Annotated in this window: 24 protein-coding genes and 1 pseudogene; 17 read left to right on the top strand and 8 right to left on the bottom strand. The window is 36.3% G+C overall.

Annotated features, from left to right (window positions below; translation table 11 throughout):
- Nucleotides 1-43: 43 nt before the first annotated feature.
- Together FHL05_RS06280 and FHL05_RS06275 are read right to left on the bottom strand one after the other, a co-directional pair.
- A pseudogene (locus FHL05_RS06280) lies at nucleotides 44-416 on the bottom strand (DUF1304 domain-containing protein).
- A 101-nt stretch (nucleotides 417-517) separates the two neighbouring features.
- Entirely contained in the window at nucleotides 518-829 is a 312-nt protein-coding gene (locus FHL05_RS06275; RefSeq protein ID WP_153384877.1) for a nucleoside triphosphate pyrophosphohydrolase, read from the bottom strand.
- Between the two features lie 285 nt (nucleotides 830-1,114).
- Here FHL05_RS06275 and FHL05_RS06270 point away from each other — a divergent pair, with 285 nt between their 5' ends.
- The 3 genes from FHL05_RS06270 to FHL05_RS06260 all read left to right on the top strand — a co-directional run bounded on the left by FHL05_RS06270 (nucleotide 1,115) and on the right by FHL05_RS06260 (nucleotide 3,521).
- Entirely contained in the window at nucleotides 1,115-1,333 is a 219-nt protein-coding gene (locus FHL05_RS06270) for a hypothetical protein (protein WP_153384878.1), read from the top strand.
- A gap of 126 nt (nucleotides 1,334-1,459) precedes the next feature.
- The gene (gene guaB / locus FHL05_RS06265) at nucleotides 1,460-2,938 is read left to right on the top strand and encodes an IMP dehydrogenase (protein WP_153384879.1); all 1,479 of its coding nucleotides are present in this window, start codon (nucleotides 1,460-1,462) and stop codon (nucleotides 2,936-2,938) included.
- 262 nt (nucleotides 2,939-3,200) lie between these two features.
- Complete coding sequence (locus tag FHL05_RS06260; protein ID WP_153384973.1) at nucleotides 3,201-3,521, top strand: DUF898 family protein; 321 nt, start codon at nucleotides 3,201-3,203, stop codon at nucleotides 3,519-3,521.
- Here the strand turns inward: FHL05_RS06260 and FHL05_RS06255 are convergent.
- Nucleotides 3,518-4,909: an amino acid permease gene (locus tag FHL05_RS06255; RefSeq protein ID WP_153384880.1), complete on the bottom strand. Its 1,392-nt coding sequence runs from the start codon at nucleotides 4,907-4,909 to the stop codon at nucleotides 3,518-3,520. The genes FHL05_RS06260 and FHL05_RS06255 overlap by 4 nt on opposite strands.
- Before the next feature lie 163 nt (nucleotides 4,910-5,072).
- Between FHL05_RS06255 and FHL05_RS06250 the strand changes: the two genes are divergently transcribed.
- A complete protein-coding gene (locus FHL05_RS06250; RefSeq protein WP_153384881.1) occupies nucleotides 5,073-6,248 on the top strand; it encodes a MalY/PatB family protein in 1,176 nt (391 codons plus the stop codon).
- A gap of 237 nt (nucleotides 6,249-6,485) precedes the next feature.
- Here FHL05_RS06250 and FHL05_RS06245 read toward each other — a convergent pair whose 3' ends face one another.
- Nucleotides 6,486-7,424: an AEC family transporter gene (locus tag FHL05_RS06245; RefSeq protein WP_153522294.1), complete on the bottom strand. Its 939-nt coding sequence runs from the start codon at nucleotides 7,422-7,424 to the stop codon at nucleotides 6,486-6,488.
- A 209-nt stretch (nucleotides 7,425-7,633) separates the two neighbouring features.
- On the opposite strand from FHL05_RS06245, the gene FHL05_RS06240 reads away from it, so the two are divergent.
- A complete protein-coding gene (locus FHL05_RS06240) occupies nucleotides 7,634-9,049 on the top strand; it encodes an NAD-dependent succinate-semialdehyde dehydrogenase (RefSeq protein WP_153522290.1) in 1,416 nt (471 codons plus the stop codon).
- A gap of 78 nt (nucleotides 9,050-9,127) precedes the next feature.
- Here the strand turns inward: FHL05_RS06240 and FHL05_RS06235 are convergent, their stop codons facing one another.
- On the bottom strand, nucleotides 9,128-10,552 hold the full coding sequence (locus FHL05_RS06235; RefSeq protein WP_153384883.1) for an amino acid permease: 1,425 nt from the start codon (nucleotides 10,550-10,552) through the stop codon (nucleotides 9,128-9,130).
- A gap of 343 nt (nucleotides 10,553-10,895) precedes the next feature.
- On the opposite strand from FHL05_RS06235, the gene FHL05_RS06230 reads away from it, so the two are divergent.
- The 10 genes from FHL05_RS06230 to FHL05_RS06185 all read left to right on the top strand — a co-directional run bounded on the left by FHL05_RS06230 (nucleotide 10,896) and on the right by FHL05_RS06185 (nucleotide 20,738).
- Nucleotides 10,896-11,783, top strand: coding sequence for a helix-turn-helix domain-containing protein (locus tag FHL05_RS06230; protein WP_153522287.1), 888 nt, complete (start codon nucleotides 10,896-10,898; stop codon nucleotides 11,781-11,783).
- A gap of 34 nt (nucleotides 11,784-11,817) precedes the next feature.
- Entirely contained in the window at nucleotides 11,818-12,321 is a 504-nt protein-coding gene (locus FHL05_RS06225) for a prolyl-tRNA synthetase associated domain-containing protein (RefSeq protein ID WP_153384884.1), read from the top strand.
- A 135-nt stretch (nucleotides 12,322-12,456) separates the two neighbouring features.
- Nucleotides 12,457-13,251, top strand: a complete 795-nt coding sequence (gene sufC, locus FHL05_RS06220; protein WP_153384885.1) for a Fe-S cluster assembly ATPase SufC — start codon at nucleotides 12,457-12,459, stop codon at nucleotides 13,249-13,251.
- 10 nt (nucleotides 13,252-13,261) lie between these two features.
- Complete coding sequence (gene sufD, locus FHL05_RS06215) at nucleotides 13,262-14,446, top strand: Fe-S cluster assembly protein SufD (RefSeq protein WP_153384886.1); 1,185 nt, start codon at nucleotides 13,262-13,264, stop codon at nucleotides 14,444-14,446.
- Nucleotides 14,421-15,650 (top strand): aminotransferase class V-fold PLP-dependent enzyme, encoded by a 1,230-nt coding sequence (locus FHL05_RS06210; protein WP_153522285.1) that lies wholly within the window; start codon nucleotides 14,421-14,423, stop codon nucleotides 15,648-15,650. Before sufD ends, FHL05_RS06210 begins: the two co-directional genes overlap by 26 nt.
- Nucleotides 15,647-16,093, top strand: coding sequence for a Fe-S cluster assembly sulfur transfer protein SufU (gene sufU / locus FHL05_RS06205; protein ID WP_153522283.1), 447 nt, complete (start codon nucleotides 15,647-15,649; stop codon nucleotides 16,091-16,093). The genes FHL05_RS06210 and sufU overlap by 4 nt, the downstream gene beginning before the upstream one ends.
- The gene (gene sufB, locus FHL05_RS06200) at nucleotides 16,086-17,477 is read left to right on the top strand and encodes a Fe-S cluster assembly protein SufB (protein WP_272950442.1); all 1,392 of its coding nucleotides are present in this window, start codon (nucleotides 16,086-16,088) and stop codon (nucleotides 17,475-17,477) included. The genes sufU and sufB overlap by 8 nt, the downstream gene beginning before the upstream one ends.
- 12 nt (nucleotides 17,478-17,489) lie before the next feature.
- Nucleotides 17,490-17,816 carry a metal-sulfur cluster assembly factor gene (locus tag FHL05_RS06195; RefSeq protein WP_153384890.1) on the top strand — a complete coding sequence of 109 codons (327 nt, stop codon included), beginning with the start codon at nucleotides 17,490-17,492 and terminating at the stop codon, nucleotides 17,814-17,816.
- 110 nt (nucleotides 17,817-17,926) lie between these two features.
- Nucleotides 17,927-19,054, top strand: a complete 1,128-nt coding sequence (locus FHL05_RS06190) for an SLAP domain-containing protein (protein ID WP_153384891.1) — start codon at nucleotides 17,927-17,929, stop codon at nucleotides 19,052-19,054.
- A 280-nt stretch (nucleotides 19,055-19,334) separates the two neighbouring features.
- Nucleotides 19,335-20,738 carry an SLAP domain-containing protein gene (locus tag FHL05_RS06185; protein ID WP_153522281.1) on the top strand — a complete coding sequence of 468 codons (1,404 nt, stop codon included), beginning with the start codon at nucleotides 19,335-19,337 and terminating at the stop codon, nucleotides 20,736-20,738.
- Nucleotides 20,739-20,828: 90 nt separating this feature from the next.
- On the opposite strand, the gene FHL05_RS06180 is transcribed toward FHL05_RS06185, so the two are convergent.
- The 3 genes from FHL05_RS06180 to trpX are packed head-to-tail and all read right to left on the bottom strand — an operon-like array spanning nucleotide 20,829 to nucleotide 23,469.
- Complete coding sequence (locus FHL05_RS06180) at nucleotides 20,829-21,578, bottom strand: ABC transporter ATP-binding protein (RefSeq protein ID WP_153384892.1); 750 nt, start codon at nucleotides 21,576-21,578, stop codon at nucleotides 20,829-20,831.
- Entirely contained in the window at nucleotides 21,575-22,465 is an 891-nt protein-coding gene (locus FHL05_RS06175) for an ABC transporter permease (protein WP_153522279.1), read from the bottom strand. The genes FHL05_RS06180 and FHL05_RS06175 overlap by 4 nt, the downstream gene beginning before the upstream one ends.
- Nucleotides 22,462-23,469, bottom strand: a complete 1,008-nt coding sequence (gene trpX, locus FHL05_RS06170; RefSeq protein ID WP_153384894.1) for a tryptophan ABC transporter substrate-binding protein — start codon at nucleotides 23,467-23,469, stop codon at nucleotides 22,462-22,464. Before trpX ends, FHL05_RS06175 begins: the two co-directional genes overlap by 4 nt.
- Nucleotides 23,470-23,847: 378 nt before the next feature.
- Between trpX and FHL05_RS06165 the strand changes: the two genes are divergently transcribed.
- Both FHL05_RS06165 and FHL05_RS06160 read left to right on the top strand, forming a co-directional pair.
- The gene (locus FHL05_RS06165; RefSeq protein WP_153384895.1) at nucleotides 23,848-24,924 is read left to right on the top strand and encodes a YibE/F family protein; all 1,077 of its coding nucleotides are present in this window, start codon (nucleotides 23,848-23,850) and stop codon (nucleotides 24,922-24,924) included.
- Nucleotides 24,924-25,682, top strand: a complete 759-nt coding sequence (locus FHL05_RS06160) for a YibE/F family protein (RefSeq protein ID WP_153522277.1) — start codon at nucleotides 24,924-24,926, stop codon at nucleotides 25,680-25,682. Before FHL05_RS06165 ends, FHL05_RS06160 begins: the two co-directional genes overlap by 1 nt.
- Nucleotides 25,683-25,748 lie beyond the last annotated feature (66 nt).

Below are 25,748 nucleotides of genomic sequence, written 5' to 3'. Positions count from 1 at the left end.
TTCCATTCTTTATAAAATTACTTATATTATAGAAGATTTAGGATTATTTAAAGAAAACAGCTACCAAAATCAAAGCGATTAAAGCAGGCAATCCTTGTAAAAAGAGAATCTTCTTTGAAGCTGTAAAGGCACCATAAAGGGCCACAAGAACGATGTAAAGCATCATAAGGATAAGAATAATTTTTTAGAGTTGAACCAGTAAAAAATAAGATCATTAACATTATTAAAACGCCAAAAAGGCCATTATAAATTCCTTGATTAGCAAGAGCAATTTGTGCGTGCTCTGATTTAACAAAGTCCAATGGCATATCAAAGGCTTTAGCTTGCATGTCAGGTTTAGCAAACATCTCTAAAAAGGCGATGCCGACATGTTCAACCGCAACCAATGCCACGATGAATAAGGTCAAAATTTGCATGATAATCTTCTTTCTGTGTAAAAGTATAAGATAATATTAAACTGTTTTGTTTTGTTGTACAAATTCAATTTCTGGATAAAAAAGAAGAATCATAAACAGATTTACGATTCTTCATTAGGTTTAATCATAACAAATTTTTTAGCAAATTTACCCTTTTGATTGATTTTAGCTTGTCTAAGACTGTCCATTTCTTCATACGTAATAGAAGCATCATCTAAAATAGCACGGATAACTTCCTCTAAATCCCCGAGTTCTTCGACTAAGTTAGCACGTGTAGCAGCAGTTTGAACTTCTTTAGCTTCTTCAATTATCTTTGTACGTAATATTACGCGATAATCTTCATTGGAAAGAACTTCGAACTGAGTATCGTCAGAAATAATATCCGGAATTTTATCCCGAACTAATTTTTTCATATTTAAATCCCCCCTAAAACGTCTGTAAAAAAGCTTACCATGAAGCTTCAAAACTGCCAAATCAAAACTAAAAAGCTATATGTTTGATAACAATAATATAGTCATGATATTATTATATCGAATAAAAAAATATAAAAAGTGTTGATTATTATGAACTTATCGGGGATTGTGATTGCGGAAATTTATGGCAGCATTTTGCTGCTCATAATAATTTTAATAATTATTATGTTATTTATAAATGACCTTATTCGTAAGAGGATGGTCTATGCTTGTCGAGCAACCCTAATGGATAAGGATAAGATAGTTCAAATTGCAGTTGATGAAAAAACAGCTGATTATTTAAAAAGCAATAGTAATCAAGAGCTTTATCGCGTCGATGATTTTATTTCCAAAGAAGACGATTTAATTCGTTATAAATTGTGTTTGAAGAAGCGTAGTTTTGATTTTTATCTCGAGAAAAAAGATTTTTGGAATTACAAGGTTGTAGCAATAAAAATGTATTAATAGGCTTGTCCTTAAAGGATAAGTCTTTTTATTTTCACAAACTTTTATTGACTATTGTAAAAAAATCGGCTATCATGTCTATAAATTTTATCTACCAACAGGTAAAAACAAACTAGGAGGAATATCATGTCGGCATGGGATACAAAATTTGATAAAAAGGGCTTCACGTTTGATGATGTTTTATTGATACCAGCGGAGAGTCACGTTTTACCGAATGAGGTAGATCTATCAGTTCAATTAGCAAAAAATATTAAATTAAACACTCCAATTTTGAGTGCAAGTATGGATACAGTTACCGAAGCACCAATGGCCATTGCAATGGCTCGTCAAGGTGGACTAGGTGTAATTCACAAGAACATGAGTATTGAACAACAAGCTGACGAGGTTTCCAAAGTTAAGCGTTCTGAAAACGGAGTAATCATTGATCCAATTTATTTAACAGCAGACGATGAAGTTAGCCAAGCTGAAAAGTTGATGTCAACTTATCACATCAGTGGCGTTCCTATCGTTACAAGCGTTGATGAATTAAAATTAGTCGGAATCATTACTAATAGAGATTTACGTTTCATTACAGATTATTCAGTAAAAATTGGTACCGTTATGACGAGTGAAGACTTGATAACAGCACCAGTTGGTACATCTTTGAAGGAAGCTGAGGAAATCCTTCAAGATCACAAAATCGAAAAGTTGCCATTGATCGATAAGAGCGGTCGTCTCGGTGGTTTAGTAACAATTAAAGATATTGAAAAAGTTAAAGAGTTCCCTAAGGCAGCTAAAGATAAGTATGGTCGTTTGCTCGTTGCTGCAGCTGTTGGTGTCACAAGCGATACCTTCGAACGTGCTGAAGCATTGTTAGATGCAGGTGCAGATGCAATTATCATCGATACAGCTCATGGTCACTCAGCTGGTGTTTTAAGAAAAATCAGTGAAATCAGAGCTAAGTTCCCAGAAGCAACTTTGATTGCCGGAAACGTAGCAACTGCTGAAGGTACTAAAGCCTTGTACGATGCTGGTGTTGATGTCGTTAAAGTTGGTATTGGACCTGGTTCAATTTGTACAACTAGAATCGTTGCCGGTGTCGGTGTTCCTCAATTGACAGCTGTTTATGATGCCGCAAGCGTGGCCCATGAATATGGCAAGACAATTATTGCTGATGGTGGTATCAAGTATTCAGGTGACATTGTTAAAGCTCTAGCAGGTGGTGGTAACGCCGTTATGCTTGGTTCAATGTTGGCCGGTACTGATGAAGCTCCTGGTCAATTTGAAATTTATCAAGGTCGTCGTTTCAAGACTTACCGTGGAATGGGTAGTTTGGCTGCCATGTCTCACGGTTCATCAGATCGTTACTTCCAAAGTGGAATTAACGAAGCAAACAAGTTAGTTCCAGAAGGTATCGAAGGTCGCGTTGCAGCCAAAGGTGCTGTTGGCGATGTGATTTACCAATTGCTTGGTGGCTTACGTTCAGGAATGGGATATGTTGGAGCACATAATCTTACAGAATTACAAGATGCTCAATTTATTCAAATTTCAAATGCTGGATTAAGAGAATCACATCCACATGACGTTACAATTACGAAAGAAGCACCTAACTATTCAGTTAAATAAGAATAAAAAAATGTCGATCAATTCTTGATCGGCATTTTTTGTTTTAACGATATTTAAATTTTTATTTTGATTGATAACTTGGTCCAAAACCTTATATATTCAGCATTTAATTAACTTATTAATGTTAGTAAATTAATTGAATTTAGTACATTTTCTAAAAGATAATTCTTGTATACTATCTCTACATTAAAAATTAGGGGATAGAAAAATGAATGAACGAGAAAATGTGATCTTTAGCGAGTCAGCGGCAAATTCTGATTCAATGGAAATGAAATATGGACGAGACTCTTTCTTTGATGGAAGTTTAATAGAATTAATTTTATTAGGAATCGGTTGCGGACTTATGACGTTTTTCAGTCTAGGTATCTTGTATCCGTGGGCCCTATGTTTGTTATTTGGATGGAAAATTGATCACACAGTTGTCGATGGTAAGAGAATGCACTTTTCTGGAAGTGCGATGGGACTGTTTGGCAACTGGATAAAATGGCTTGCTTTATCCATCGTAACGCTTGGTATTTATTCATTTTGGGTTTGCATCAAACTAGAAGATTGGAAGGCTAAAAATACTAGTTTTATTAATTAAGATTTTTCATTACTGTGGCGGAAGCTATAACCAAAGTAAATTATTAATCCTAGTATTGTCCAGCCAGCGTACATTTTCCAAGTGAAACTCTGCAATTGAGTCATTAAGTAAATGCAGGCAACAAAAGAAACTAATGGAAAAACAGGATAAAATGGCACTCGAAAGGCTGGTTTAAGGTCTTTAGTATTTTTGCTATGGCGTAAAAAGATAACACCAATTGAAGTTACGGCAAAAGCTAATAACGTCCCGATATTGACTAATTCAGTAATTTTTTCAATTGGTACGACCGCAGCAACTGTAGCTGCAACCAAGCCAACTAAAAAGGTACTACTAATTGGAACTCCTTGTTTACTGAGATTTTTAAATCTTTGTGGCAATAAGCCATCACGACTGAGTGAAAAGATCAAACGGGTTCCACCGTAAATTACGACTAACAACACTGTTGTCATACCCATGATGGCACCTAATGAAACGATGCCAGAGACCCAATTAAGATTAAGCAAATTTAGCGCGTGTGACACGGGGTCAGCCACATTAAGTTGTTTATAATTGACTGCTCCGACGAGAACCAAGGAAACTAATCCATATAAGATAGCAACAATTAAGAGTGAAGCTATGATTCCTATTGGCATGTTTCGTTTAGGATTTTTAACTTCCTCGCTGGCTGAAGAGACGACGTCAAAACCTAGAAAGGCATAAAAGGCCACGGCGGCACCTCGTCCGATTCCACCAACGCCAAATGGTAAAAATGGTTGATAATTCTTAGGCTTAACGTAAAAGACTGTTACGGCAATGAAGAGCAGGATAACAAAAATTTTGACGTAAACCATAATTGTATTAACCTTCATTGATTCATTTAAACCTTGCAACAAAAGGACTGTTGCAATCAAAACGATGATAAACGCAACTAAATCAAAGCGTCCACTTGGGTTTCCGGCTGTTCCAGAAGCTGACTGTAAAACTTTTGGTAAGGTAATTCCAAAGCCGGCTAAAAGGTTCCGAAAATAAGCTGACCAACTGACAGCTGTTGATGAAGCTGCGAATAAGTACTCTGAAATCAACGACCAACCGACGATCCATGCGATTATTTCGCCATAGACTGAATAAGAATAAGTATAAGCACTTCCAGCTAAGGGAATAGTGGAAGAGAATTCTGAATAACAAAAAGCAGCGCCGATACAGACTAAGGCTGCTAATAAATAAGTCAAAATAACCCCAGGGCCAGCATAATTTGCGGCAATGATACCTGGCGTGATGAAAATTCCTGAACCAACTATGACGCCGACACCCATGATGATTAGGTCTTTAGCGCTGAGAGTTCGATTGAGACTAGTTTGTTCGTTTTCTAAATCATGAACGATATCTTTTTTTCGAAAAAGTGATGGCATTTAATATACTCCAATCTAATACTTTTTATTATGGCATTTCAAAAGTTAAAAATACAGAGTCATTTCTAATGATATTATATTTATTTTAATATATAAGCTTACATTCACGAAATTTGCTGATTAGTGATAATATCGAAATGAATACGATTAAGAGGTGAAATGAATGAAGTATGATTTTGACAAGATAAATGACCGTCGCGATACCAATTCAAACAAGTGGAATGTTGAGGAAAATGAGTTGCCAATGTGGGTTGCTGACATGGACATTCAAACAGTTCCCGAAGTTATTGAAGCCATGCACAAGGATGTCGAACGTGGCATTTTTGGTTATCAATACGTCCCAGATGAATATTACCGAGCCGTGGCCAATTGGTACAGAACTGAGCACGATTTTTCGCCAAAGCTTGAATGGCTAGTTTTCAGTACTGGCGTTATGCCATCAATAGGTGCCATTTTGCGTCATATGACTGACGTTGGCGATAATGTCTTATTGCAAGAGCCTAATTATAATTCATTTTATAAGACGATTACAAATAATGGTCGTCACATTTTGAATAGTGAATTGACTTATAAAAATGGGACTTATGAAATCGACTGGGATGACTTGGAAAGTAAATTAGCTGATCCACAAACAACCGTTATGATTATTTGTAATCCTCATAATCCAACCGGCCATATCTGGGATAGCGATGTTTTAACCAGAATTGGTCGTTTGGCATGGAGATATAATGTCATGATTATTTCTGACGAAATTCATGGAGATTTGACGATGCCAGGTTATAACTATACGCCATTTGCTTCGTTGGATTCAGAAATTACTAACAATAGTATTTCTTTAGTTTCTCCAAGCAAGACTTTCAATTTGGCTGTTTTGCATGCTTCAACGATGATTATTCCTAATAAGGATGTTCGTGAAAAAGCTGCTCGTGCCGTTGCCATTGATGGTTCCAATGAACCTGGAGTTTTGGCCATCGATGCTTCAATAGCCGCTTACACTAAGGGAAGCGAATGGTTGCACGAATTACGTAAATATATTCAAGGCAATCGTGAGTATTTGGAAAAATTTGCTAAAGAAAATATTCCTGAAATCAAAGTTTTGCCAGCTCAAGCAACTTACTTAGCTTGGATTGACTGCAGCAAGTTGACTAATGAGTCAGATAAATTTAATCAATTTTTGAGAGATGAAACTGGTTTGTATCTAGCTGAAGGTACTAAGTATAAAGGTAATGGCAATCAATTCTTGAGAATTAATTTATCTACTCCTCGCAGCAACGTTGAAGATGGCGTTCAACGACTTAAAGAGGGAATCGAGAAGTTTATTCAAAAAGATTCTGAATAGGTTTTTGATTCAAATTTAGATATTGGTATAAAAAAAGTTGTCAGTTCAGATTTTGAACTGGCAACTTTTTTGATTTTTTTAATAAGATTGATGTGTCGCTTCTTTGCTTTATAGCGGAAACGAGCTACGTGGGGGCAACTCCTTGCGGTTAAGTCTAATATTTCTGTTGGCTGCTTCGCAACCAACTGAGATATTGGTCTTAATCCTCGGGAGCTGAGCGCCCCCACTTCGCTCTCTTTATTTAATAATCATCATAATAATAGGCACAACGATCAAACTCATCAAAGTAGTTTCTGTAACCATAATCGCGGCGTAATTTGAATCGGCGTGATAAAGTTTTGCAACTACTGGGGCATTAGTCATTACTGGCATGGCTGCTTGAACGATAAAGACTTGTCTCATCAATGGTGTTGAAGGGATGAATAAGAATAAGGCGGCCATTAATAATGGGGCACATAAAAATCTTCCAAAGAGAATAGCGATGTTGTCTTTGTGGAAGCTGATATTCTTTAATCCAGCATTAAAGATGGAAATTCCGATGAAGATCATCGATAAAGGAATCGTTAGGTTTCCTAAGTATTCAAAGTCCGACATTAAAAAGTTTGGTAGTTGAATATGTAAGATAACTAAAATCAATCCAATGATAAATCCTAATAATGGTGGCGAGAAGACTTTCTTTAAGGTGGTCTTTAACTTGAAGTGACCTTTGATTTCTCCATCCATTTGGATTAGGTAAGTTCCTAAAGTCCAAAAAAAGGTTGTATTAGCCATGTAATAAACTAAAACGTAAGGCAAACTCTTCTCGCCAAAAAGTGCCATGTTGACGGGCAATCCAACAAAGACGGTATTGGAGTTGAAGAACATTGAAGAGAACAATCCTTTATGTTTAGGATCAATCTTCAAAATTTTAATTAATAGAATTGAGACAAAAATCAAAATAGTCATTGAAATGACTGGAATTGCTAAATCAGGTAGCAATTTAATTAATTTTTTAGCCGTAAAATCCTTAGTAATAGTGGAAATCATATAAGCAGGCAAGGCAACTTGCGTAACTAATTTGGCAATTAAATTAGTTGCATTTTCAGAAAACCAGCCTAAATAACTCAAACCATAACCAACGGCAATCAAGCCGATGATGATGAGGATTCCCTGAATACTTGAGAAGAAAACACCCATGAAAAAAACACCCTTCATTTAATATTTATTCCCTATGGTACTCTTTTTTCACAAAGATTGGAAAGGTTGATTCAGCTATTTTCAAAAGAGGTGCGACCCACTTATTTAAGCGGATGAGTCTAAATGGTTTAAAAATAAGGTTCATTAAACTACAATTGACAACGAGGTAAGCGCTTTAATGTGTTTACTAATGATTGAGGAGGAACAAAATGGCTTATAAAACGATTAACCCTTATAATAATGAACTTGTGAAATCTTATCCTGATGCAACATCAGAAGAAATAGAACAGGCTTTAAGTACTGGAGATGCTCTTTATAAGAAGTGGAGAAATGAGCCAGTTGCTAGTCGTTCTGAGACTTTACATAAAATTGCTGATTTATTGAGAAAAAATGAGGATGAATTAGCTAAGATTGCCACGATCGATATGGGTAAGTTGATCAGTGAATCAAAAGGAGAAGTTGAATTGTGCGCTATGATTGCCGACTATTATGCTGACAATGGTGCTGATCTTTTGAAACCAACTCCTATTACAAGTCGTAATACTGGGGATGCTGAAGTAGTTAAAGAAGCAACCGGAGTTTTGATGATGGTTGAACCTTGGAATTTCCCATATTATCAAATTATGCGTGTCTTCGCACCAAACTTTATGGTTGGTAACCCAATGATTTTAAAGCACGCTTCTAATACACCAGGCTCTGCAGAAGCATTTGAAAAAATCGTTTCTGAAGCAGGAGCTCCAAAAGGCAGTTTGACTAATTTGTTTGCCAGTTATGATCAAGTTAGCGATATTATTGCCGATAAGAGAGTTCAAGGCGTTGCTTTGACAGGTTCAAAGCGTGGTGGCCAATCAGTTGCTGCTAATGCTGGTAAGAATTTGAAGAAGAATTCGATGGAATTAGGTGGTTCTGATGCCTTTGTCGTCTTATCAGATGCTGATATTGATAAGGCGGTTAACCTAGCATGGAGAGTTAGAATCTATAATGCTGGTCAAGTATGTACTTCTGCTAAGAGATTTATTGTCGCTGATAATCTCTATGATGAATTTTTGAAGAAATTAAAAGAAAATTTTGAAAAATTGACGCCAGGAGATCCAATGGATCCAAATACTACAATTGCTCCAATGAATTCTAAGCGTGCTAAGGAAAAGCTTCAAGGACAAATCGATAAAGCTGTTGAAGGCGGTGCCAAAATTTACTATGGCGACAAACCAATTGATTTGCCAGGTCAATTTTTAGAACCAACCATTTTGACAGATATTTCTAAGGATAATCCTGAATTTTACGATGAATTATTTGGACCAGTTGCTCAAGTCTTTAAAGTAAGTTCAGACCAAGAAGCTATTGATTTAGCTAATGACTCTGAATTAGGACTTGGTGGCACAGTTGTTTCTGGCGACCCACAACGTGGTAAGAGAGTTGCTGAAAAGATTGAAACAGGAATGGTCTTCGTCAATTCCTTCTTCATCTCTTTGCCAGAATTGCCATTTGGCGGTATCAAAGGTTCAGGTTATGGACGTGAAATGAGTGAATTAGGTTTGATGGCCTTTGTTAATGAGAAATTGATTGTCACAGCTCAAGAACCAGATTGGAATAATCCAGCTGGTGGTCTAGCAGTTTTTAAATAAAATTAATTAGAGCGTTATAACGAAAAAAGACATCTATCCAAGTTTTCAACTTAAACTTGGATAGATGTCTTTTATTTATTAATCTAATTCTTCTTCAGAGTCATCACTGACTTTTTCAGCTTTAGGTTCTTTTGCTTTGACTGATTTACGGTTCTTGACGAAGTAGACGATGGTCATAGCTATCAAGAAGACCACGCCAACTAGTAATGAAACAGTTGTTTCAGGGTTTAAAAACATGAAGACTAGGATAACCAATAATGCCGCAATCGATAAGTAATTACTGATTGGGTAAAATGGCATCTTGAATGGATGTTCAGCCATCTTATCTTTATTGATTTTTCTGAAACGTAGTTCACTGAATAAAATCACAAACCATGGAACCATTCCTGGTAGAACACTGGAACTATATACGATAACGAAAATATTACTTGATGTATGTAGGAGTGCTGGCAATGAATAGTTCAAAATCAAACCAATTAAGATACCAGTTGAAATTGCGATAACTGGAATATAAGGAACACTGTGTTTTGACAATTTTGTAAATGACTTAGGCAAATTCTTTTCGATACCTAATGTGTAGAGCATCCGGCTGGAACTGAAAATACCAGAATTACAGCCTGACATAGCAGCTGTCAACATAACGAAGTTAATGATTTCGGCTGCAAATGTAATACCAACTTTGGAAAATGTTTCAACGAATGGTGAACCGATCGTACCTAATTTGTTCCAAGGATAGATAGAAACGATAACAAAAATTGCTCCGATATAGAAAATCAAAATTCTACCAACGATTGAACGAATAGCTTTCACGATATTTTTTTGTGGATCTTCAGCTTCACCAGCTGTGATACCGATAACTTCAATACCTTGATAAGAAGCTACAACAATCGATAATGCAAAAATAAATCCTTTCAGACCACCAGTGAAAAATCCTCCGTTTGTCCAAAGATTGCTGATACCAACAGGGTTACCGTGGTTACCAAAACCAAAGACAATGACGAAAAATCCTAAAATGATCATCATAATAATAGTAAGAACTTTAATTAAGGCAAACCAAAATTCCAATTCACCATATGCTTTAACTGATGTCAAATTGGCTAAGCAAAGTGTTACAACAACAATAACACCTGCAATCCATTTTGGCATTGTGGGGAACCAGAATTCCAAATAAGTTCCCACGGCGATAACTTCACTGATACCAACGACTAAATATTGAAAAACATTACTCCAAGCTGTCAAATATCCAATCACCGGATGTAAATATTCGGTTGCATATTTGGCAAATGAACCGGTTGAAGGGTCCACATAAAGCATTTCCCCTAAAGCACGCATTACCATATAAAGAATTAGCCCAGCTAAAGCATAAGCCAATAAGACTGAAGGTCCGGTCCACTTGATGGTGGATGCAGAACCCATAAATAGACCGACTCCGATGGTTCCACCTAAAGCGATCATTTGCATTTGTCTTGAAGATAAACTTCGGCTTAATTTTTCTTTAGCCATATTAATCCCACCTTTTGTGTTCACAAGAAATGAACACTTGTTTTTTATTGATGGACTCTATCATACATCATGTTTGTGAAGTTGTCATATTTTTTTCCAAAATAATATGAAAATAAGAAATTAATATTATTATAATTAATAATTGAAATAAAAATAACTATTTTTTAAACCAATATAAATACACTTATATATATTTACAAATCGCTCTATAAATTGGATAATTGGTATATATGAGTAAAGGGAATTTTGGGATCTTTAAATAGTCATGCGAAATATAGGCCAAACTTTTAACTTATATTTCGCAATAATTTTTATGAGAAACAAAATTTATAAGGATAAAATTATGGACATTAATATATTTATTGAGCGTCGTAAATCATTAAAGATATCCCAAGTTAAACTATGCAAGGGGATTTGCACCCAATCGACTTTAAGCAAATTTGAGAACAATGGTCGAGTTCCTTCATTGAGCATTTTGAGCAAACTTTGTGCACGCTTAGGGCTATCAGTTGATGACCTCTATCGAAATGCTTTAGCATCAACGACTCACATGAGAAACGTCTTGAATCGAATTGAAAGCGAATTGATGATGCAGCGTTATTCAGATGTCGGTAACAGTTTAGATGAAATCAAAGTGGGTGAAATCAAGAGTGACTCCCAAGAGATGCAATATTTCTATGAAAAAGGACTGTATAATGCCCTCACTAATGGTAAAACTGAGGATACTTTTTATTATTTTGCACAAATTTTGGATAATTTGGACGAAAACCATCGAACGATTTACTCTTATTTGGCATACGTTGGTTTAGGAATCGTTTATTCGCGAACTGATCAAAAAAAACAAGCCGACTTTTATTTTACTAAAGTATTTGATTATATAGAACGTCATAAGGATGAAAATTTTGACAAGGGTAGCATTAACGCTTATTTGCGTATTCTGACAATTGTCTTTTTCACAGCTGACTTTTATTTAGAGAATGAAAAATATGATTTAAGTACACAATTGGTCTACCTAGGAATCAAACTCTGTTCTGAACAGCACATTACCTATTATTTACCCCGGTTAAAATTATTATCAGCTCAAAACGCTATTGCTCAGAAGAAGCCAAAAGAGAAAATTTTAAGTTTGTTAGCTGATGCTTCAGCCTTTGCGCGAATCAATCATAATGAAATTGTCGGTTTGAAAGTTAAAGCACTGCAAGGGAAATATCAAAATGAGTCTAATGACTAAAAATATTAAGGCACATTAAATAGGAGGAGATTTGATGACTAAGGGTACAAAAAAGGCATATATCGACTTACTTGATAACTTAGATAAATTAGAAATTTCCTATAAAATAGTTGATCACCCAGCTGCTGAAACTATTCAACAAGCAGATAGTTATATTGCAGGTTTAGAGGGCGTTAGAACTAAGAGCATGTTCCTTAAAGACAAGAAGCATTTTTATATGATTGTTATGGATGATAAAAAGCGTCTTGATTTTAAAGATTTTCAACAATTGACTGGTACTAAACGTCTGTCGATGGCGCACAATCATGATATTGATGAACAATTAGGTTTAGAAGCAGGAATAATTTCTCCATTTGGATTAATTAACAACCAAACTCATAATATTCAGGTGTTCTTTGATAAAGAGATGCTAGATGCCGAAAATATTTTGACCTTTCATCCTAATCTCAATACCCACACGATTTTCTTGGAAGCATCTGACTTAATGAAATTTATTAAAGCCTGTGGCTTCGATTATAAAATTATTGATTTAAAGTAAAACAATAGGCATGACGATCACAAAAGATTGCCATGCCTATTAATTCTGTTAAATGTACATATAAATATTGTAATAATAAATGATCGTAACCTATACTATAATGATTTTAGATTAGATAAAATGGGGGGGAGTTATATGGCCAGCTTGGAAATTAAAAATCTTCACGTTGAAGTTGAAGACGAAGAAAAGAAGACGAAAAAAGAAATTCTCAAAGGTGTGAACTTGCAGATGCAAACAGGCGAGATTCACGCCATCATGGGACCAAACGGAACTGGGAAATCGACTCTTTCGCAGACAATCATGGGTCAGGCAAATTATCACGTGACAAAGGGCGACATCCTCTTAAATGGACAGAGTATTTTGGATTGGCCAGTTGATGAACGTGCTCGCCAAGGCCTTTTTTTAGCAATGCAATATCCTGCTGAAATAAAAGGTGTGACGAACGCGGAGTTTTTGCGATCTGCCATCAATTCTCGTCGACCCGAAAATGATCAGATTTCCGTCATGGACTTTTTAAAAGAACTCGACCACAATTTAGACTTATTAGATATGAGTCAATCAATGGCGGAACGTTATTTAAATGAAGGCTTTTCCGGTGGCGAAAAAAAACGCAATGAGATTTTGCAGCTGTTGATGATTAAACCTAGTTTTGCTTTATTAGATGAAATTGATTCAGGCCTTGATATCGACGCTTTAAAAGTTGTTTCTAAAGGCGTTAACTCGATGCGAGACGACAATTTTTGTGCTTTAATAATCACGCATTATCAACGGTTATTGAATTATATCAAGCCAGATGTTGTTCATGTGATGATGGGTGGAAAAATCGTGAAGAGCGGTTCAAGTGAATTGGCCGTTAAATTGGAAAATGAAGGCTACGCTGGTTTACGAGATGAATTAGGACTTGATGTTAAATTAGTTGACGAAGATTAGGAGGAGCGTGATGTCACCAAAAGAGTTAAAGCAAATTGCACTTGCTAATGGGGAACCGGATTGGTTTGTGGAAACGAGATTAAAAGCAAGGGACTTGATAGAACAGTTGTCGTTGCCTAAGATGCAGCGTTTCGATTATCATTCTTGGCAGATGACGCCTGATATCAAGCAGATTTTCCATACTGACTTGAAATCAGGGTCAGATTATATTTTGATGGATTTTTTTGAAGCTTTGAAAGAGCATCCAGAAATTATTGAGCACTATTATATGAACCAAGTTATTAAATTTTCTGAAAATCAGTTAGCTGCTTACCATGCTGCTTTTGTGAATCAGGGTATTTTCCTGTACGTCCCCAAAAATACTGTAGTTGAACAGCCGATTGAGGTTAATTTGGAGCAGTTGTCGGACAGTCCCTTTGTTTCACATATTTTAATCGTGGCTGAGGAAAATTCAGAATTTTCATTTATCCAAAAGATGACTTCTAAAGGCGATAAAAAATCTGTAGCTAATTGCATCGTTGAAATCGTGGCAAAAGATAATAGTCGAATTAAGTATGCGGCAGTCGATGAACTTGGTGAAAATGTCACTTCATATTTGAGTCGTCGTGCTAGTGTCGGTCAAAATGCGTTTGTCGATTGGTCAATTGGGCTAATGAATGACGGCGATACCGTAGCTGACTTTGATACTGACCTCAATGGCGAAGGTGCCCATTCAGAGATTAAAGTGGTCGATATCACGTCTAAACGTCAACAAGAAGGAGTCAATACTAGAGTTACCAATTATGGTCAGCATTCGATTGGAAATATTAATCAACGAGGCGTAATTATGGATCGGTCTCGTCTTATTTTTAACGGAATCGGTCATATTGAAAATGGCGCCAAAGGTTCTCACGCTGAGCAGCAAAATCGGGTCTTGATGATGTCTAGTAAGGCTTATGGCGATGCCAATCCGATTTTATTGATTGATGAAAATGACGTTATTGCAGGACATGCCGCAAGTGTTGGTCAAGTTGATAAGAATCAATTGTATTATTTGATGAGCCGAGGAATTGATCAAAAAACGGCCCAAAGAATGGTTATTCGTGGATTCTTAGGCGATGTACTCGTAGCGATTCCTTCAAAGATTATTCGTCAGCAATTAATTGAGACGATTGAAAGGAAGTTGGAAAATGGACAAAAAATTTTTGAAAATTAGAGAAGATTTTCCAATTCTAAAGCAGAAGGTTAATAATGAACGCTTGGCCTATTTAGATAACGCCGCTACAAGTCAAAAACCACAGGCAGTTTTAGATGCAATTATGAATTTTTATCAAAATGACAATGCGAATGTACATCGAAGCGTCTATACGCTTGGACAAAGAGCGACTGAAGAATATGAAAATGCCCGCATTAAAGTTCAAAAATTTATTAATGCAAAAGATGCTCATGAAATTATTTTTACTAAGGGAACGACTGATAGTCTTAATCTTTTAGCTAGCACTTATGGCGAAGAGAATATTCAAAAGGGCGATGAAATAGTGATTTCCTATATGGAACATCACAGCAACTTGATACCTTGGCAACAATTAGCCTTGGAAAAAGGAGCCATCCTCAAATATATCGAATTAACTGCTGATGGTCAGTTGGATTTAGCAGATATGCAAAATAAAATCACTGATAAAACTAAAATCGTCGCTTTAACGCATGCTAGCAATGTCTTAGGCGTTACCAATGACATCAAAAAAATGGCCAAAATAGCACACGCTCATAACGCCGTTATGGTAGTTGATGGAGCCCAAGCAGTGCCTCATATGCCAGTTGATGTTCAAGATTTAAATGCTGATTTTTATGCCTTTTCAGGACATAAGATGCTGGGTCCAACGGGAATTGGCGTTTTATACGGTAAGAAGCAATTGCTTGAGAAGATGTCGCCTTATCAATATGGTGGTGAGATGATTGATTTCGTCAAGAAGTATCACAGTACTTGGACTGAAATTCCCTGGAAATTTGAAGCTGGCACGCAAAATATTGCTGATGCAATTGGATTAGGCAAAGCAATCGATTATCTAACAGATTTAGGGATGGAACAGGTTGCTCAAATAGAACATGAATTGGTTGATTATGCGTTGCCAAAACTTTTGGAAGTACCAGGACTAACTGTCTATGGTCCAAAAAAAAGCAACAAGCATAACGGTGTTATATCCTTTAATCTGGCGAATATTCATCCACATGATGTTGCCACAGCTTTTGATATGGATGGTGTATCTGTCAGAGCGGGACATCACTGTGCCCAGCCGTTAATGGAATACCTAGGAGTATCTGCCACTGTCAGAGCTAGTTTTTATTTTTACAATACTAAAGAAGATGTTGATCAATTATTAAGAGCCATCTTTGAGACAAAGGAGTTTTTCAAAGTATGAGTTTATCAGGATTAGATAATTTATATCGAGAAGTGATTTTAGACCATTCCAAACATCCACATCACAAACACCTTTTAAATCAGGCTACAAAAAAGATTACTTTGAAAAATCCTACTTGTGGCGATGTGATTAATTTAGAAATAGCTTTAAAAGATGATGTAATCGAAGATATTGGATTCACTGGTTCTGGATGCACGATTAGTCAGGCTTCGGCTAGTATGATGACCGATGCAGTTATTGGAAAATCCACCACGCAGGGACTTGAAATGGCCCAGATATTTTCTGATATGGTCATGGGTAAAAAACATTCACAAGAGGATTTAGATAAGTTAAAGGATGCGGCCATTTTATCGAGCGTGATGCAATTTCCGGCTCGTATTAAATGTGCTACTTTATGCTGGTGGGCTTTGAGAAAATCTTTGGGAGATGAAGACGATGATTGATTTAAATGATTCAGATTACGAGTATGGCTTTCATGACGATGTAAAACCTAAATATTCGACCGGTCGTGGTTTAACTGAAGAAACAGTTCGCCAAATTTCAGCTGAAAAAAATGAACCGCAATGGATGTTAGATTACCGTCTTAAGTCTTTTGAACTCTACCAAAAATTGCCCATGCCAAACTTTGGGCCCGATTTATCGGACCTAGATTTGAAGAATATGCTTTACTATCAAAAAATGACCGATCGTAAGTACCGTGATTGGAATGATGTGCCAGATAAATTGAAACAAACCTTTGATAGGCTTGGGGTTCCAGAGGCTGAGCGGAAATATCTGGCTGGGTCGTCGGCCCAATACGAATCCGAAGTGGTCTACCACAATATGCGCGACGAGTTTGGTAAACTGGGGATTCTCTTTACTGATACAGACACAGCTTTGCAAGAATATCCAGAGTTGTTTAAGAAATGGTTCGGTAAATTGGTCAAGCCTGCAGACAATAAATTTGCGGCTTTAAATGGTGCCGTTTGGTCGGGTGGTTCATTTATTTATGTGCCCAAAAACGTACGCTGCGATATTCCTATCCAATCGTATTTCCGCTTGAATTCAGAGAACTCTGGTCAGTTCGAACGGACTTTGATTATTGTCGATGAAGGTGCCAAGGTTGATTACGTTGAAGGTTGCACGGCTCCTAATTATTCTTCTGACAGTTTGCATGCGGCCGTGGTGGAAGTAAACGTCAATAAGGATGCGTACTGCCGTTATACAACGATTCAGAATTGGTCTGACAATGTTTATAGTTTGGAAACTAAACGGGCAGCAGCGCAAGAAAATGCCACGATGGAATGGGTCGATGGCAATCTTGGTTCAAAGGTAACGATGAAATATCCGAGCGTTTATTTAAATGGCGAAAATGCTAGAGGAACGATGCTGTCGATTGCAGTCGCTAGTAATGGGATTCATCAAGATTCTGGAGCTAGAATGATTCATAATGCCAAGAATACTTCTAGTTCAATCGTGTCCAAGTCAATTGCTAAAACAGGTGGTTCAGTCGATTATCGAGGGACTGTTCGATTTGGCAAGCATTCCGATGGCTCAAAGGCCCACGTTGAATGCGACACGATTATCATGGATGACCAATCTTCTTCTGATACGATTCCCTATAATGAGATTGCTAATGCCAACGTTTCGATGGAACATGAAGCGAGAGTTTCTAAAATTTCGGAAGAACAGCTCTATTATTTAATGAGCCGAGGAATTTCTGAAGCTAAGGCTACGGAGATGATTGTGATGGGCTTCGTTGAACCGTTCACCAAGAAATTACCAATGGAATATGCGGTTGAATTGAATCGCTTGATCAGTTTTGAAATGGAAGGTTCAATCGGATAATAGGAGGTCACTATGGCAGAAAAGGCAAAAAAAGACCAAGTCATGGATGCACTTGAAAAAGTTATCGATCCAGAACTTGGCATTGATATCGTCAATCTCGGTTTGATTTATGAAGTTGAAATAAAAAATGACAATCAAGCAACTATCACCATAACCTTGACCACTATGGGCTGTCCGTTGAGCGATATGTTAAATGATGCCATTAAACAGGCAGCTAAATCCGTTTCCGGCATTACAGAAGTTGAAATCGAATTAGTCTGGTATCCAATTTGGGATATTAGCAAGATGAGTCGCTACGCGCGAGTAGCCTTGGGGATACCTGAAGGATTTGGTGTCTAGTTTCCGTTTTTATTGATTTTTTTATAAATTCCTTGAAAGAAAGGTTGGACTCAATTAAGATTTAGATATTGAGATTTGAAAAAGTTCAAATAGAATACGGGGGATTTATTTTGAAAAAAACAACATCATTATTGCTCAGTGGAGTTTTAGTTTCAGGGATGGTATTAGGAGGCATTATAACTCCAACAGCAGTAAATGCTGCTAGTGCAGTTACACAAGCATCTGAAAATGTAACTAATAAAGTAACTTATTATTTAGCATCAAATAGCGAACAAGTTGGTCAACCAGTTGAACTAGAGGGCACAATTGGCGCCAAGATTACTAATGTACCAGATGGTTACACTTTAGCAGACGGCGAAAATGCTACTTATGTAAAAAATGAGGGTTCTGATAATTCAAGTGTTGGGGTTACTATCACACCATTAACTTCCGCAAAAATTAACTTTGTGGATCAAAACAATAAACTAGTTAAATCAGAAACAGTTAATGGTGGCGTTGGCAATAGCTACACAATTTCAAACTTGCCAGCTGGTTGTTCATGGCCTAAAGATGCTAATAAGACAATCACTTTGGAACAAGGCAAGGAATATAACGTTCCTGTCGAAAAAGAAGTTTCTAATACTGTTATCTTCAAGACAGCTGATCAAACAGAAGTTGGCCGCACACAAATTTTTGGAGACAAAGCAGGAGACTCAATTTCACTAACTGATGAACAAATCCCCGCAGGTTATGCAACCGATGGCAAAGCTCTCACATTGCAAACTGAAGGCAATACGCAAATCGTGACAGTTACTAAAGCAACTAGCGATGTCACACCTTTTACTGGAAAAGTTAAAGTTGGCAAAACATTTACTAATTTGTACACAGTAAAAGGTGAACAAATTAAAAGCCGTGCCTTAGCCGCTGATTCATATTGGATGGTCGCTAATAAATTAGTCCTAAACGGCAAAACATATTACCAAGTAGCTACAACCGAATGGGTTCCAGCCGACAACGTTACAGTTGTTTCACAAGAAACATCAAATGACGATATCGTTCAAAAAGCTGATAGAAATGTTGTAACAACTAAAGATGTAGCTTACACAAAACTTTACACTCAAACTGGCGACCTTATCAGTAACCGTGGTTTAGGCGCAAAATCTGCTTGGGCAACAGATAAAATGACAACCGTTAATGGCGTTAAAATGTATCGCGTTGCTACAAATGAATGGGTTAAAGTAACTGATATTGTTGAATAGAAATTTTTATATATTAATGAACTAATTAGAAGTCACAAATCAATTTTGGTTTGTGGCTTTTTTTTGTGGGTAAATTATGAAAGAAACAATATAATGTTATCTTTATTCATAAGCATTAGCTTATATTTGAATTTATTATTTATTACATCATCATTATAATTGTAGGAATTTTAACTAATTTAAAATATTTGATTTTTTTATTGCTAGGAATTTAAAGATATATTACATTAGGATTACCTTATGAGTATTAAGGAAAAATATTTTTATTCCGGAGGGTATTATGAAGTTAGCTAAAAGTATAATTGTAACGGGGATTCTATTTTCAAGCATTTTAGGTGGGGTTAATGCTAGTAATATTGTTTCATTGGCAACTGCAGCATCAGATTCAAATCAATTGCCAAATGAACAAGAAGTGACTATTAAATTTGAAAATGTTGATGATAATTCAACAATGCAAGCAACAATTAATTCTAATGAATCTAAAATCACAAAAGAAAAAATTGCTACGAAATTAAAAGATGCTTATCCAGATTATGGTATCTTCAATATACAAGATGAATATAACGTTGATAATAAAGTAGTAAAAGTAGAGGTTTCAAAGAAAAAAAACATCACTTTACATTATTTGAACGGTGAAACTGAATTAGAAAATACATCTAACTCAATAGAAGTTCTGACAGCAACTAAAGAACTGGGTACAAATTCTTTAGTAGAAAAAATACCAAGCGGGTATAAAGCGAGTGAAACGATTTTAAATTTAAAAAACCTTAATACTGATGGAAGCCTAAACGTTAAAGTGGTGCCAATTACAAGTATTAATTCCAAAAAAGAAGTTCAAGTTAAATTTAAGAATGTAAATAGTAAGTCAAAAGATAAAATTGATATTAAATATATTAAAGTAGATTCTTCAGCTAATAAAATCTCCAAACAGGATTTAGATTTTGATGATAATAAATATGAATTAGTTGGTAATGATAGTTGGGAAATACTGAAAGATGGTAATTTAAATTATGTAGAAGTTTCTTTTAAACCTAAAGATACAATTGTAAATAAACCAAATACATCAACTAATGCAACTCAAAACCTAAACGTAACAGTGACATACATCAACAAAGCAACAAACAAAACAATCACAACTTCAACAATCACAGGTAAAGTTGGCGACCAACAAAAGCTTACTTTACCTAAAGGTTACAAACTTGCTAATGGTGAAAATGGCACAATCAAATTAGACAGCAAGACAAAAGCTGTTAAAGTTTACCTTGTAAAAGAATCTAACAAGGGTGTTGTTTCAAATCACCGTAGTGTAGTTAGTGTTAATGGTAAGGGATATGCTAGATTGTATGATCAAGAAGGTAAGGAAATTACTAACCGTGTTCTCAGCAATGGTTCAGACTGGGCTTCTGATGAAACAATGGTTCTTGATGGCGTTACTTACTACCGTGTAGCAACTAACGAATGGGCAAAAGCTAGCGAAGTTCTTGAATATACTGAAAATATCACTACTATTCAAACTACTGGTGGTCAATATAAAGTATTATTCGATGAAAATGGTAAACAAATTAGTAACCGTGCTATTGCCGGAAACTCAAGCTGGTTTACTGACAGAACAGCAACAATCAATGGTATCAAGATGTATCATGTAGCAACTAACGAATGGTTAAGAGCTAGCGACGTTAAATAATTTTTTAAAATCATAAAAGTTTTGAAATCACGCAAAAAGGCTAATCCGTTATGGATTGGCCTTTTTTTATGACTTTTATAAGTATTATTTTTAGAAGTATTGCAATAAGTCAGCTTCAGTTAACTTATCTTTTTCTTCTTGATTCAAATCGAGGATGATTTCACCTTTTTTCAAAACGATTAAACGGTTGCCGTATTTCATAGCTTCTGATAAATCGTGGGTAATCATCATGCAAGTCAGTTCTTTTTCTAAGATGATACGATTAGTTAATTCCATTAAATCCTTGCTAGTTTGTGGATCAAGAGCGGCGGTGTGTTCGTCGAGTAGAAGCAATTCTGGTCGTTGGATGATGGCCATTAAAAAGCTCAAAGTCTGTCTTTGACCACCGGATAATTTTTCGGTGAAAGTATTCAAGCGGTTGTCCAAGGTGGGCAAGTTGGAGATTAACTCTTTGAATTCAGGGAGGTTTTCCTTCAACTTACGTAATCTTAATCGTCTAGGAAGTCCTCGACGTTTGGCTAAAAGCAGATTTTCCGCAACGGTCATTCGTGGTGCGGTCCCCGATTTTGGGTCCTGATAAACTCGACTGATGTGGCGACTGCGCTTAGCTAGATTTTCAGAGGTAATATCTTCACCATTCAATAAAATTTTACCAGAGGTTAATTTGTTGGTACCGGTGATGGCGTCCAGTAAAGTCGACTTCCCAGCACCATTAGTTCCGAGAACGACTAAGAAATCCTTGGGATTAATCGTTAAATTGATATTATTGAGAATATTCAAAGTGTCATCGTCGTTATAGATTGTTTTAACGGCATCTTTTATTTCTAATAATGGTTTCATTTGGTTTTAACCCCATTTCTAAGAGTTTTCAAGAATTGTTCGCGAATCGTTGGCAAGGCTAGGCACAGTGCCAAAATGATAGCTGAAATCAGTTTCAAGTCGTTAGTATTGAAGCCTAGTTGCAAGATGGCCATCAAAATCAGACGATAGAAGATACTACCTATGACAATGGTGATAAGGCGAATACTTAAGGGAACATCTGGATAGATGACTTCACCGATGATGATAGCAGAAAGGCCGATAACGATGACGCCGATACCCATGTTGACGTCCGCAAAACCATTTTGTTGGGCAATCAGACCACCAGTGATAGCAACGATTCCGTTTGAGACCATCAAGCCGATGAATTTCATCACAGTTGTGTTGATACCAAGGGAAGCGGCCATAGTTTCGTTATCACCTGTAGCAATCAAGGCTTGCCCTTTTTCAGTATTCAAGAAGATGATCAGTAGGAAAATAATCAAAGCAATCACAACGATTCCTAAGACGATGCCATTGAAATTAGTAGGCAACTTATCCAATCCGAATTGATTGAAAATGTTAGTTGATTTAGTCAATGACATATTAGCTTTACCCAATATACGTAAGTTAATAGAGTAAAGAGCGGTCATCGTTAAGATACCGGCTAAAAGAATCGGAACGTTTAATTTAGCGTAAAGAAATGCGGTCGCAAATCCGGCCAAACATCCGAAAATAAAAGCAATGAAAAGCGCGTAAATCGTCGAATGACCACTTTGAATCAAACTGATAGCAGTGACAGCGCCGAGTGGGAAACTGCCTTCAACCGTCATATCAGGGAAGTCCTGAATCCTAAAAGTGATAAAGAGCCCGATAGCCATAATCGACCAGATAAAACCTTGACTTATAGTAGAGACAATTAAATTCATTTGATAATCTGTCCTTTCTTTTTAGCTTCCTTAATAAGTGAATCTGAGAAAGTAATATTGAGCTTCTTAGCCATTTTTTCGTTTAACATCAAGTGTCCTTTTTCCATGAAGGTAACTGGTGTCGTAGCGGTCTTCTCTTTACCCTTTAAGATATTGACGACGTGTTCGCCAGTTTTTTCACCGAGTTCATATTGGCTAAGACCGACAGTAGCTAAACCACCATCTTTAACCATGGTAGTTGCTGCAGGGAAGACAGCGATGTTTTGTTTTTGAGCAATTGAAGATAGGAGTTTCATACCAGAAGCTACGGTATTGTCAGTTGGAACGTAAATCGTTTGAACACTTTCAGCCAAAGCCGTTCCGACCTGTTGAATATCGTTGACAGAATTGATACTTGAGACCTTAACGGTAATGCCTTCTTTTTTAGCCAATTTTTGCATTTTTTTCATTTGGCTAGTGGCTGAGGCATCGCTAGAAGTGTAAATAATTCCAATCGTTTTCAAATTAGGGATGACCTTTTTCATTAAATCTAATTGAGCTTTTAGTGGAGCTTGGTCGGAAACACCGGTAATATTTCCACCTGGCTTTTTATTGTTTTTAATGATTCCCGCGCCCTCAGGATCAGTGACAGCTCCCATAACGATGGGAATTTTGTTAGTAGCGTTTTTCAATGATTGAACTGATGGAGTAGCGATACCGACTGCTACATCCACGTTGTCTTGAACGAATTGTTTACTGATCGTTCGTAAATTACTTTGGTCGTTTTGAGCATTTTGGAATTCAATTTTGACATTCTTGCCATCAACGTAACCATTTTTCTTGAGTGTATCGTTAATCCCCTTATTGATTTGATCCAAAGCTGGATGCGACATTAACTGCAAGATACCAACTTTCGGGATGGCATTTTGCTTTTGTCCATCAGCTCTTCCTGTGTAGAAGTATGCAAAAATTAAGAACATTGCTAGTGCAGCTAGCGTAAAATAAAGTCTTCTCGTATGTTTCATCGTTATATTCCCCCAAATTAAAAGGACAATCCCAGAATTTTTGTGGGATTGTCCTTAGAAAATAAAATACCCACATGGTTATTTTGTATAAAAATTCCATGTGGGCTCTAAAATTATCATAGTTTAATAAGCCGACACGGATACAATCCACTCCAGATTGAATCCATATCGGATCAATCTGAGTTATCGGCTTTGCCAACGAATATTTATTAGAGAGTATGTATTTTTCATAATGTTTTCTCCTAACAAATTGATGACTCAAATATATTTCAATAACTAACTCTTGTCAACCACAAATTTATAATACTTTGCCTATTAATTATTTTCTGAAAAAACATATAATGTAGACATTGGCAGAATTGCGAGGAAATTTATTTTATGAGAAAAAATATACGATTATTGTTAATCGTGGGGTTGATGGTGATTTTTGCCACAGCCTTAACGTATTTTGACAGTTTCTTGTACCACGACCCTGTGGTAAGAGTGACAAATGTTAAGAATCTTAGTAAAAATACTTCTAAGGATCAGTACAAAAACACCGATACGCAAATCACGCAACGTGTCAGTGGTAAATTATTAAATAGTAAAAATAAAGGCAAAACGATTTCGTTTCACAATACTTACTACAAGTCGCAGTTGACTGATACAAAGTATAAAACTGGACAGCAAGTTATCCTAGCACATAGCGGACACTCGTATTCACCTCAAAATATCAAGCGTGACACGAGTCTGGTCTTTACTTTCGGACTAGTCATTTTCCTATTGTTCTGTATGAAATTCGACCGGAAAAAATTATTTATCAGTGTTTTGATTAACATCGTTATTTTCTATGGCTATATGCAGTCGATTATTAAAACACACAACAACGCGTTACTTTTGATGACTATCATAACGGCGTTATTAATTTCTGCAACGGCGTTATTAGTTATTTTAGGGCCGACTTATTCAGCTTTAATGGCTTTTTCGAGTACGGTGGTTGCTACGACGGCCGCAATGTTATTGAGTACTTTTATTCTTGGAATGACAGGCTACAGTGGGATTCACTTGGAACTTAACGATTATGAACTGCAGCCATATCTGAGCGTCTTCTTGTCGCAAGTCATTTTTAGTGTTTTAGGTGTTATTCTTGATGAGACGATGGATATTTCTTCATCTTTGATTCAAATGAAAAAGGAATTGAGCGATGTAACTGATAAGACGCTCTTTAAATCTGGTATCAATATCGGTCGGGAATTGATTGGACCTTTAATCAATATCTTGTTATTTATTGTGATTGCGGAGAGTTTGAATGTTGTCTTACTTTATTTGAGCAATGGCAATTCCGTCGGCTACACGTTGAACATGACCTTGAGTTTAGGCGTCACACAGCTGTTGATCAGTGCTATCGGTATCGTTTTGACAGTGCCGGTCACTAGTTTTATTGCTAGTAAAGTAATTACAAGGAGGTTGAATTAATGCTATATCTATTTTTAACTTTCGTTGTTCTACTATTATTAGTCAGTGGAACTAGAGGATTTACTTTATTATTCGGACTTGGCATCAATGTTATTTCAATTTTAGCTTTGTTAATTTTGATTGCAGATGGCTTCAATATTTTAATTACGACTGGTATCGTTGCGTTAATAATTTTGGTAGTCGCAATTTTTATGAATGTCGACAATCCGCAAACAGCCAATACAGCTTTTAAGACGTCATTGATAATTGTAGTTATTATTTTATTGATTACGATTCCCCTAGAAACCTGGGTTAATGCTCAAGGGATGGGGGCTGAAAATCAAGATGAACTTGAAGCCTTTTCTCTAGCCGCAGGAATTTCATTTCCCGAATTAGCAATTTCAATCATCGTTATCAATAGTTTAGGAGTTATTTCTGAAACCAGTGTGGCGATAACGAGTGGCTTGAATGAAATCGTTGATAACAAGCCAACTTTAACGCCAAGAGAAATATTTAACGATGGCTTTTCAGTTGGCAATAAAATTCTCAATACGCAGACTAATACTTTGCTCTTCAATTTCTTTTCTTCAACTTTTCCATTGTTTTTCTTGATTCATTCATTGGGATACAAATTTTCAGAAATCTTGAATGATAAATTGATTGTGGCGCAGATTTTAACGACTTTGATTTGTACGATTGGCGTTATTTTGACAGTGCCGATTACATCTTATTTGGTTTATCGAAAAGCTAATAACAAAGTTAAAAAAACTGAAAAATAGCTCTCTGAAACCGTTGTCACAAATTGTAATCAAACCTAGAATAGAGTTAATAATTCTAGGAAGAGG

The organism is Companilactobacillus halodurans (assembly GCF_009600995.1).
GTDB lineage: Bacteria > Bacillota > Bacilli > Lactobacillales > Lactobacillaceae > Companilactobacillus > Companilactobacillus halodurans.
The sequence above is the reverse complement of the archived record's forward strand: the minus strand, read 5'-3'. Positions and strand labels throughout refer to the sequence as shown.

Excerpts from the sequence above, each read along its gene's own strand:
- FHL05_RS06275 (WP_153384877.1), bottom strand. The coding sequence starts at position 829 with ATGAAAAAATTAGTTCGGGATAAAATTCCGGATATTATTTCTGACGAT.
- FHL05_RS06270 (WP_153384878.1), top strand. The coding sequence starts at position 1,115 with ATGGATAAGGATAAGATAGTTCAAATTGCAGTTGATGAAAAAACAGCT.
- guaB (WP_153384879.1), top strand. The coding sequence starts at position 1,460 with ATGTCGGCATGGGATACAAAATTTGATAAAAAGGGCTTCACGTTTGAT.
- FHL05_RS06260 (WP_153384973.1), top strand. The coding sequence starts at position 3,201 with ATGGAAATGAAATATGGACGAGACTCTTTCTTTGATGGAAGTTTAATA.
- FHL05_RS06255 (WP_153384880.1), bottom strand. The coding sequence starts at position 4,909 with ATGCCATCACTTTTTCGAAAAAAAGATATCGTTCATGATTTAGAAAAC.
- FHL05_RS06250 (WP_153384881.1), top strand. The coding sequence starts at position 5,073 with ATGAAGTATGATTTTGACAAGATAAATGACCGTCGCGATACCAATTCA.
- FHL05_RS06245 (WP_153522294.1), bottom strand. The coding sequence starts at position 7,424 with ATGGGTGTTTTCTTCTCAAGTATTCAGGGAATCCTCATCATCATCGGC.
- FHL05_RS06240 (WP_153522290.1), top strand. The coding sequence starts at position 7,634 with ATGGCTTATAAAACGATTAACCCTTATAATAATGAACTTGTGAAATCT.
- FHL05_RS06235 (WP_153384883.1), bottom strand. The coding sequence starts at position 10,552 with ATGGCTAAAGAAAAATTAAGCCGAAGTTTATCTTCAAGACAAATGCAA.
- FHL05_RS06230 (WP_153522287.1), top strand. The coding sequence starts at position 10,896 with ATGGACATTAATATATTTATTGAGCGTCGTAAATCATTAAAGATATCC.
- FHL05_RS06225 (WP_153384884.1), top strand. The coding sequence starts at position 11,818 with ATGACTAAGGGTACAAAAAAGGCATATATCGACTTACTTGATAACTTA.
- sufC (WP_153384885.1), top strand. The coding sequence starts at position 12,457 with ATGGCCAGCTTGGAAATTAAAAATCTTCACGTTGAAGTTGAAGACGAA.
- sufD (WP_153384886.1), top strand. The coding sequence starts at position 13,262 with ATGTCACCAAAAGAGTTAAAGCAAATTGCACTTGCTAATGGGGAACCG.
- FHL05_RS06210 (WP_153522285.1), top strand. The coding sequence starts at position 14,421 with ATGGACAAAAAATTTTTGAAAATTAGAGAAGATTTTCCAATTCTAAAG.
- sufU (WP_153522283.1), top strand. The coding sequence starts at position 15,647 with ATGAGTTTATCAGGATTAGATAATTTATATCGAGAAGTGATTTTAGAC.
- sufB (WP_272950442.1), top strand. The coding sequence starts at position 16,086 with ATGATTGATTTAAATGATTCAGATTACGAGTATGGCTTTCATGACGAT.
- FHL05_RS06195 (WP_153384890.1), top strand. The coding sequence starts at position 17,490 with ATGGCAGAAAAGGCAAAAAAAGACCAAGTCATGGATGCACTTGAAAAA.
- FHL05_RS06185 (WP_153522281.1), top strand. The coding sequence starts at position 19,335 with ATGAAGTTAGCTAAAAGTATAATTGTAACGGGGATTCTATTTTCAAGC.
- FHL05_RS06180 (WP_153384892.1), bottom strand. The coding sequence starts at position 21,578 with ATGAAACCATTATTAGAAATAAAAGATGCCGTTAAAACAATCTATAAC.
- FHL05_RS06175 (WP_153522279.1), bottom strand. The coding sequence starts at position 22,465 with ATGAATTTAATTGTCTCTACTATAAGTCAAGGTTTTATCTGGTCGATT.
- trpX (WP_153384894.1), bottom strand. The coding sequence starts at position 23,469 with ATGAAACATACGAGAAGACTTTATTTTACGCTAGCTGCACTAGCAATG.
- FHL05_RS06165 (WP_153384895.1), top strand. The coding sequence starts at position 23,848 with ATGAGAAAAAATATACGATTATTGTTAATCGTGGGGTTGATGGTGATT.
- FHL05_RS06160 (WP_153522277.1), top strand. The coding sequence starts at position 24,924 with ATGCTATATCTATTTTTAACTTTCGTTGTTCTACTATTATTAGTCAGT.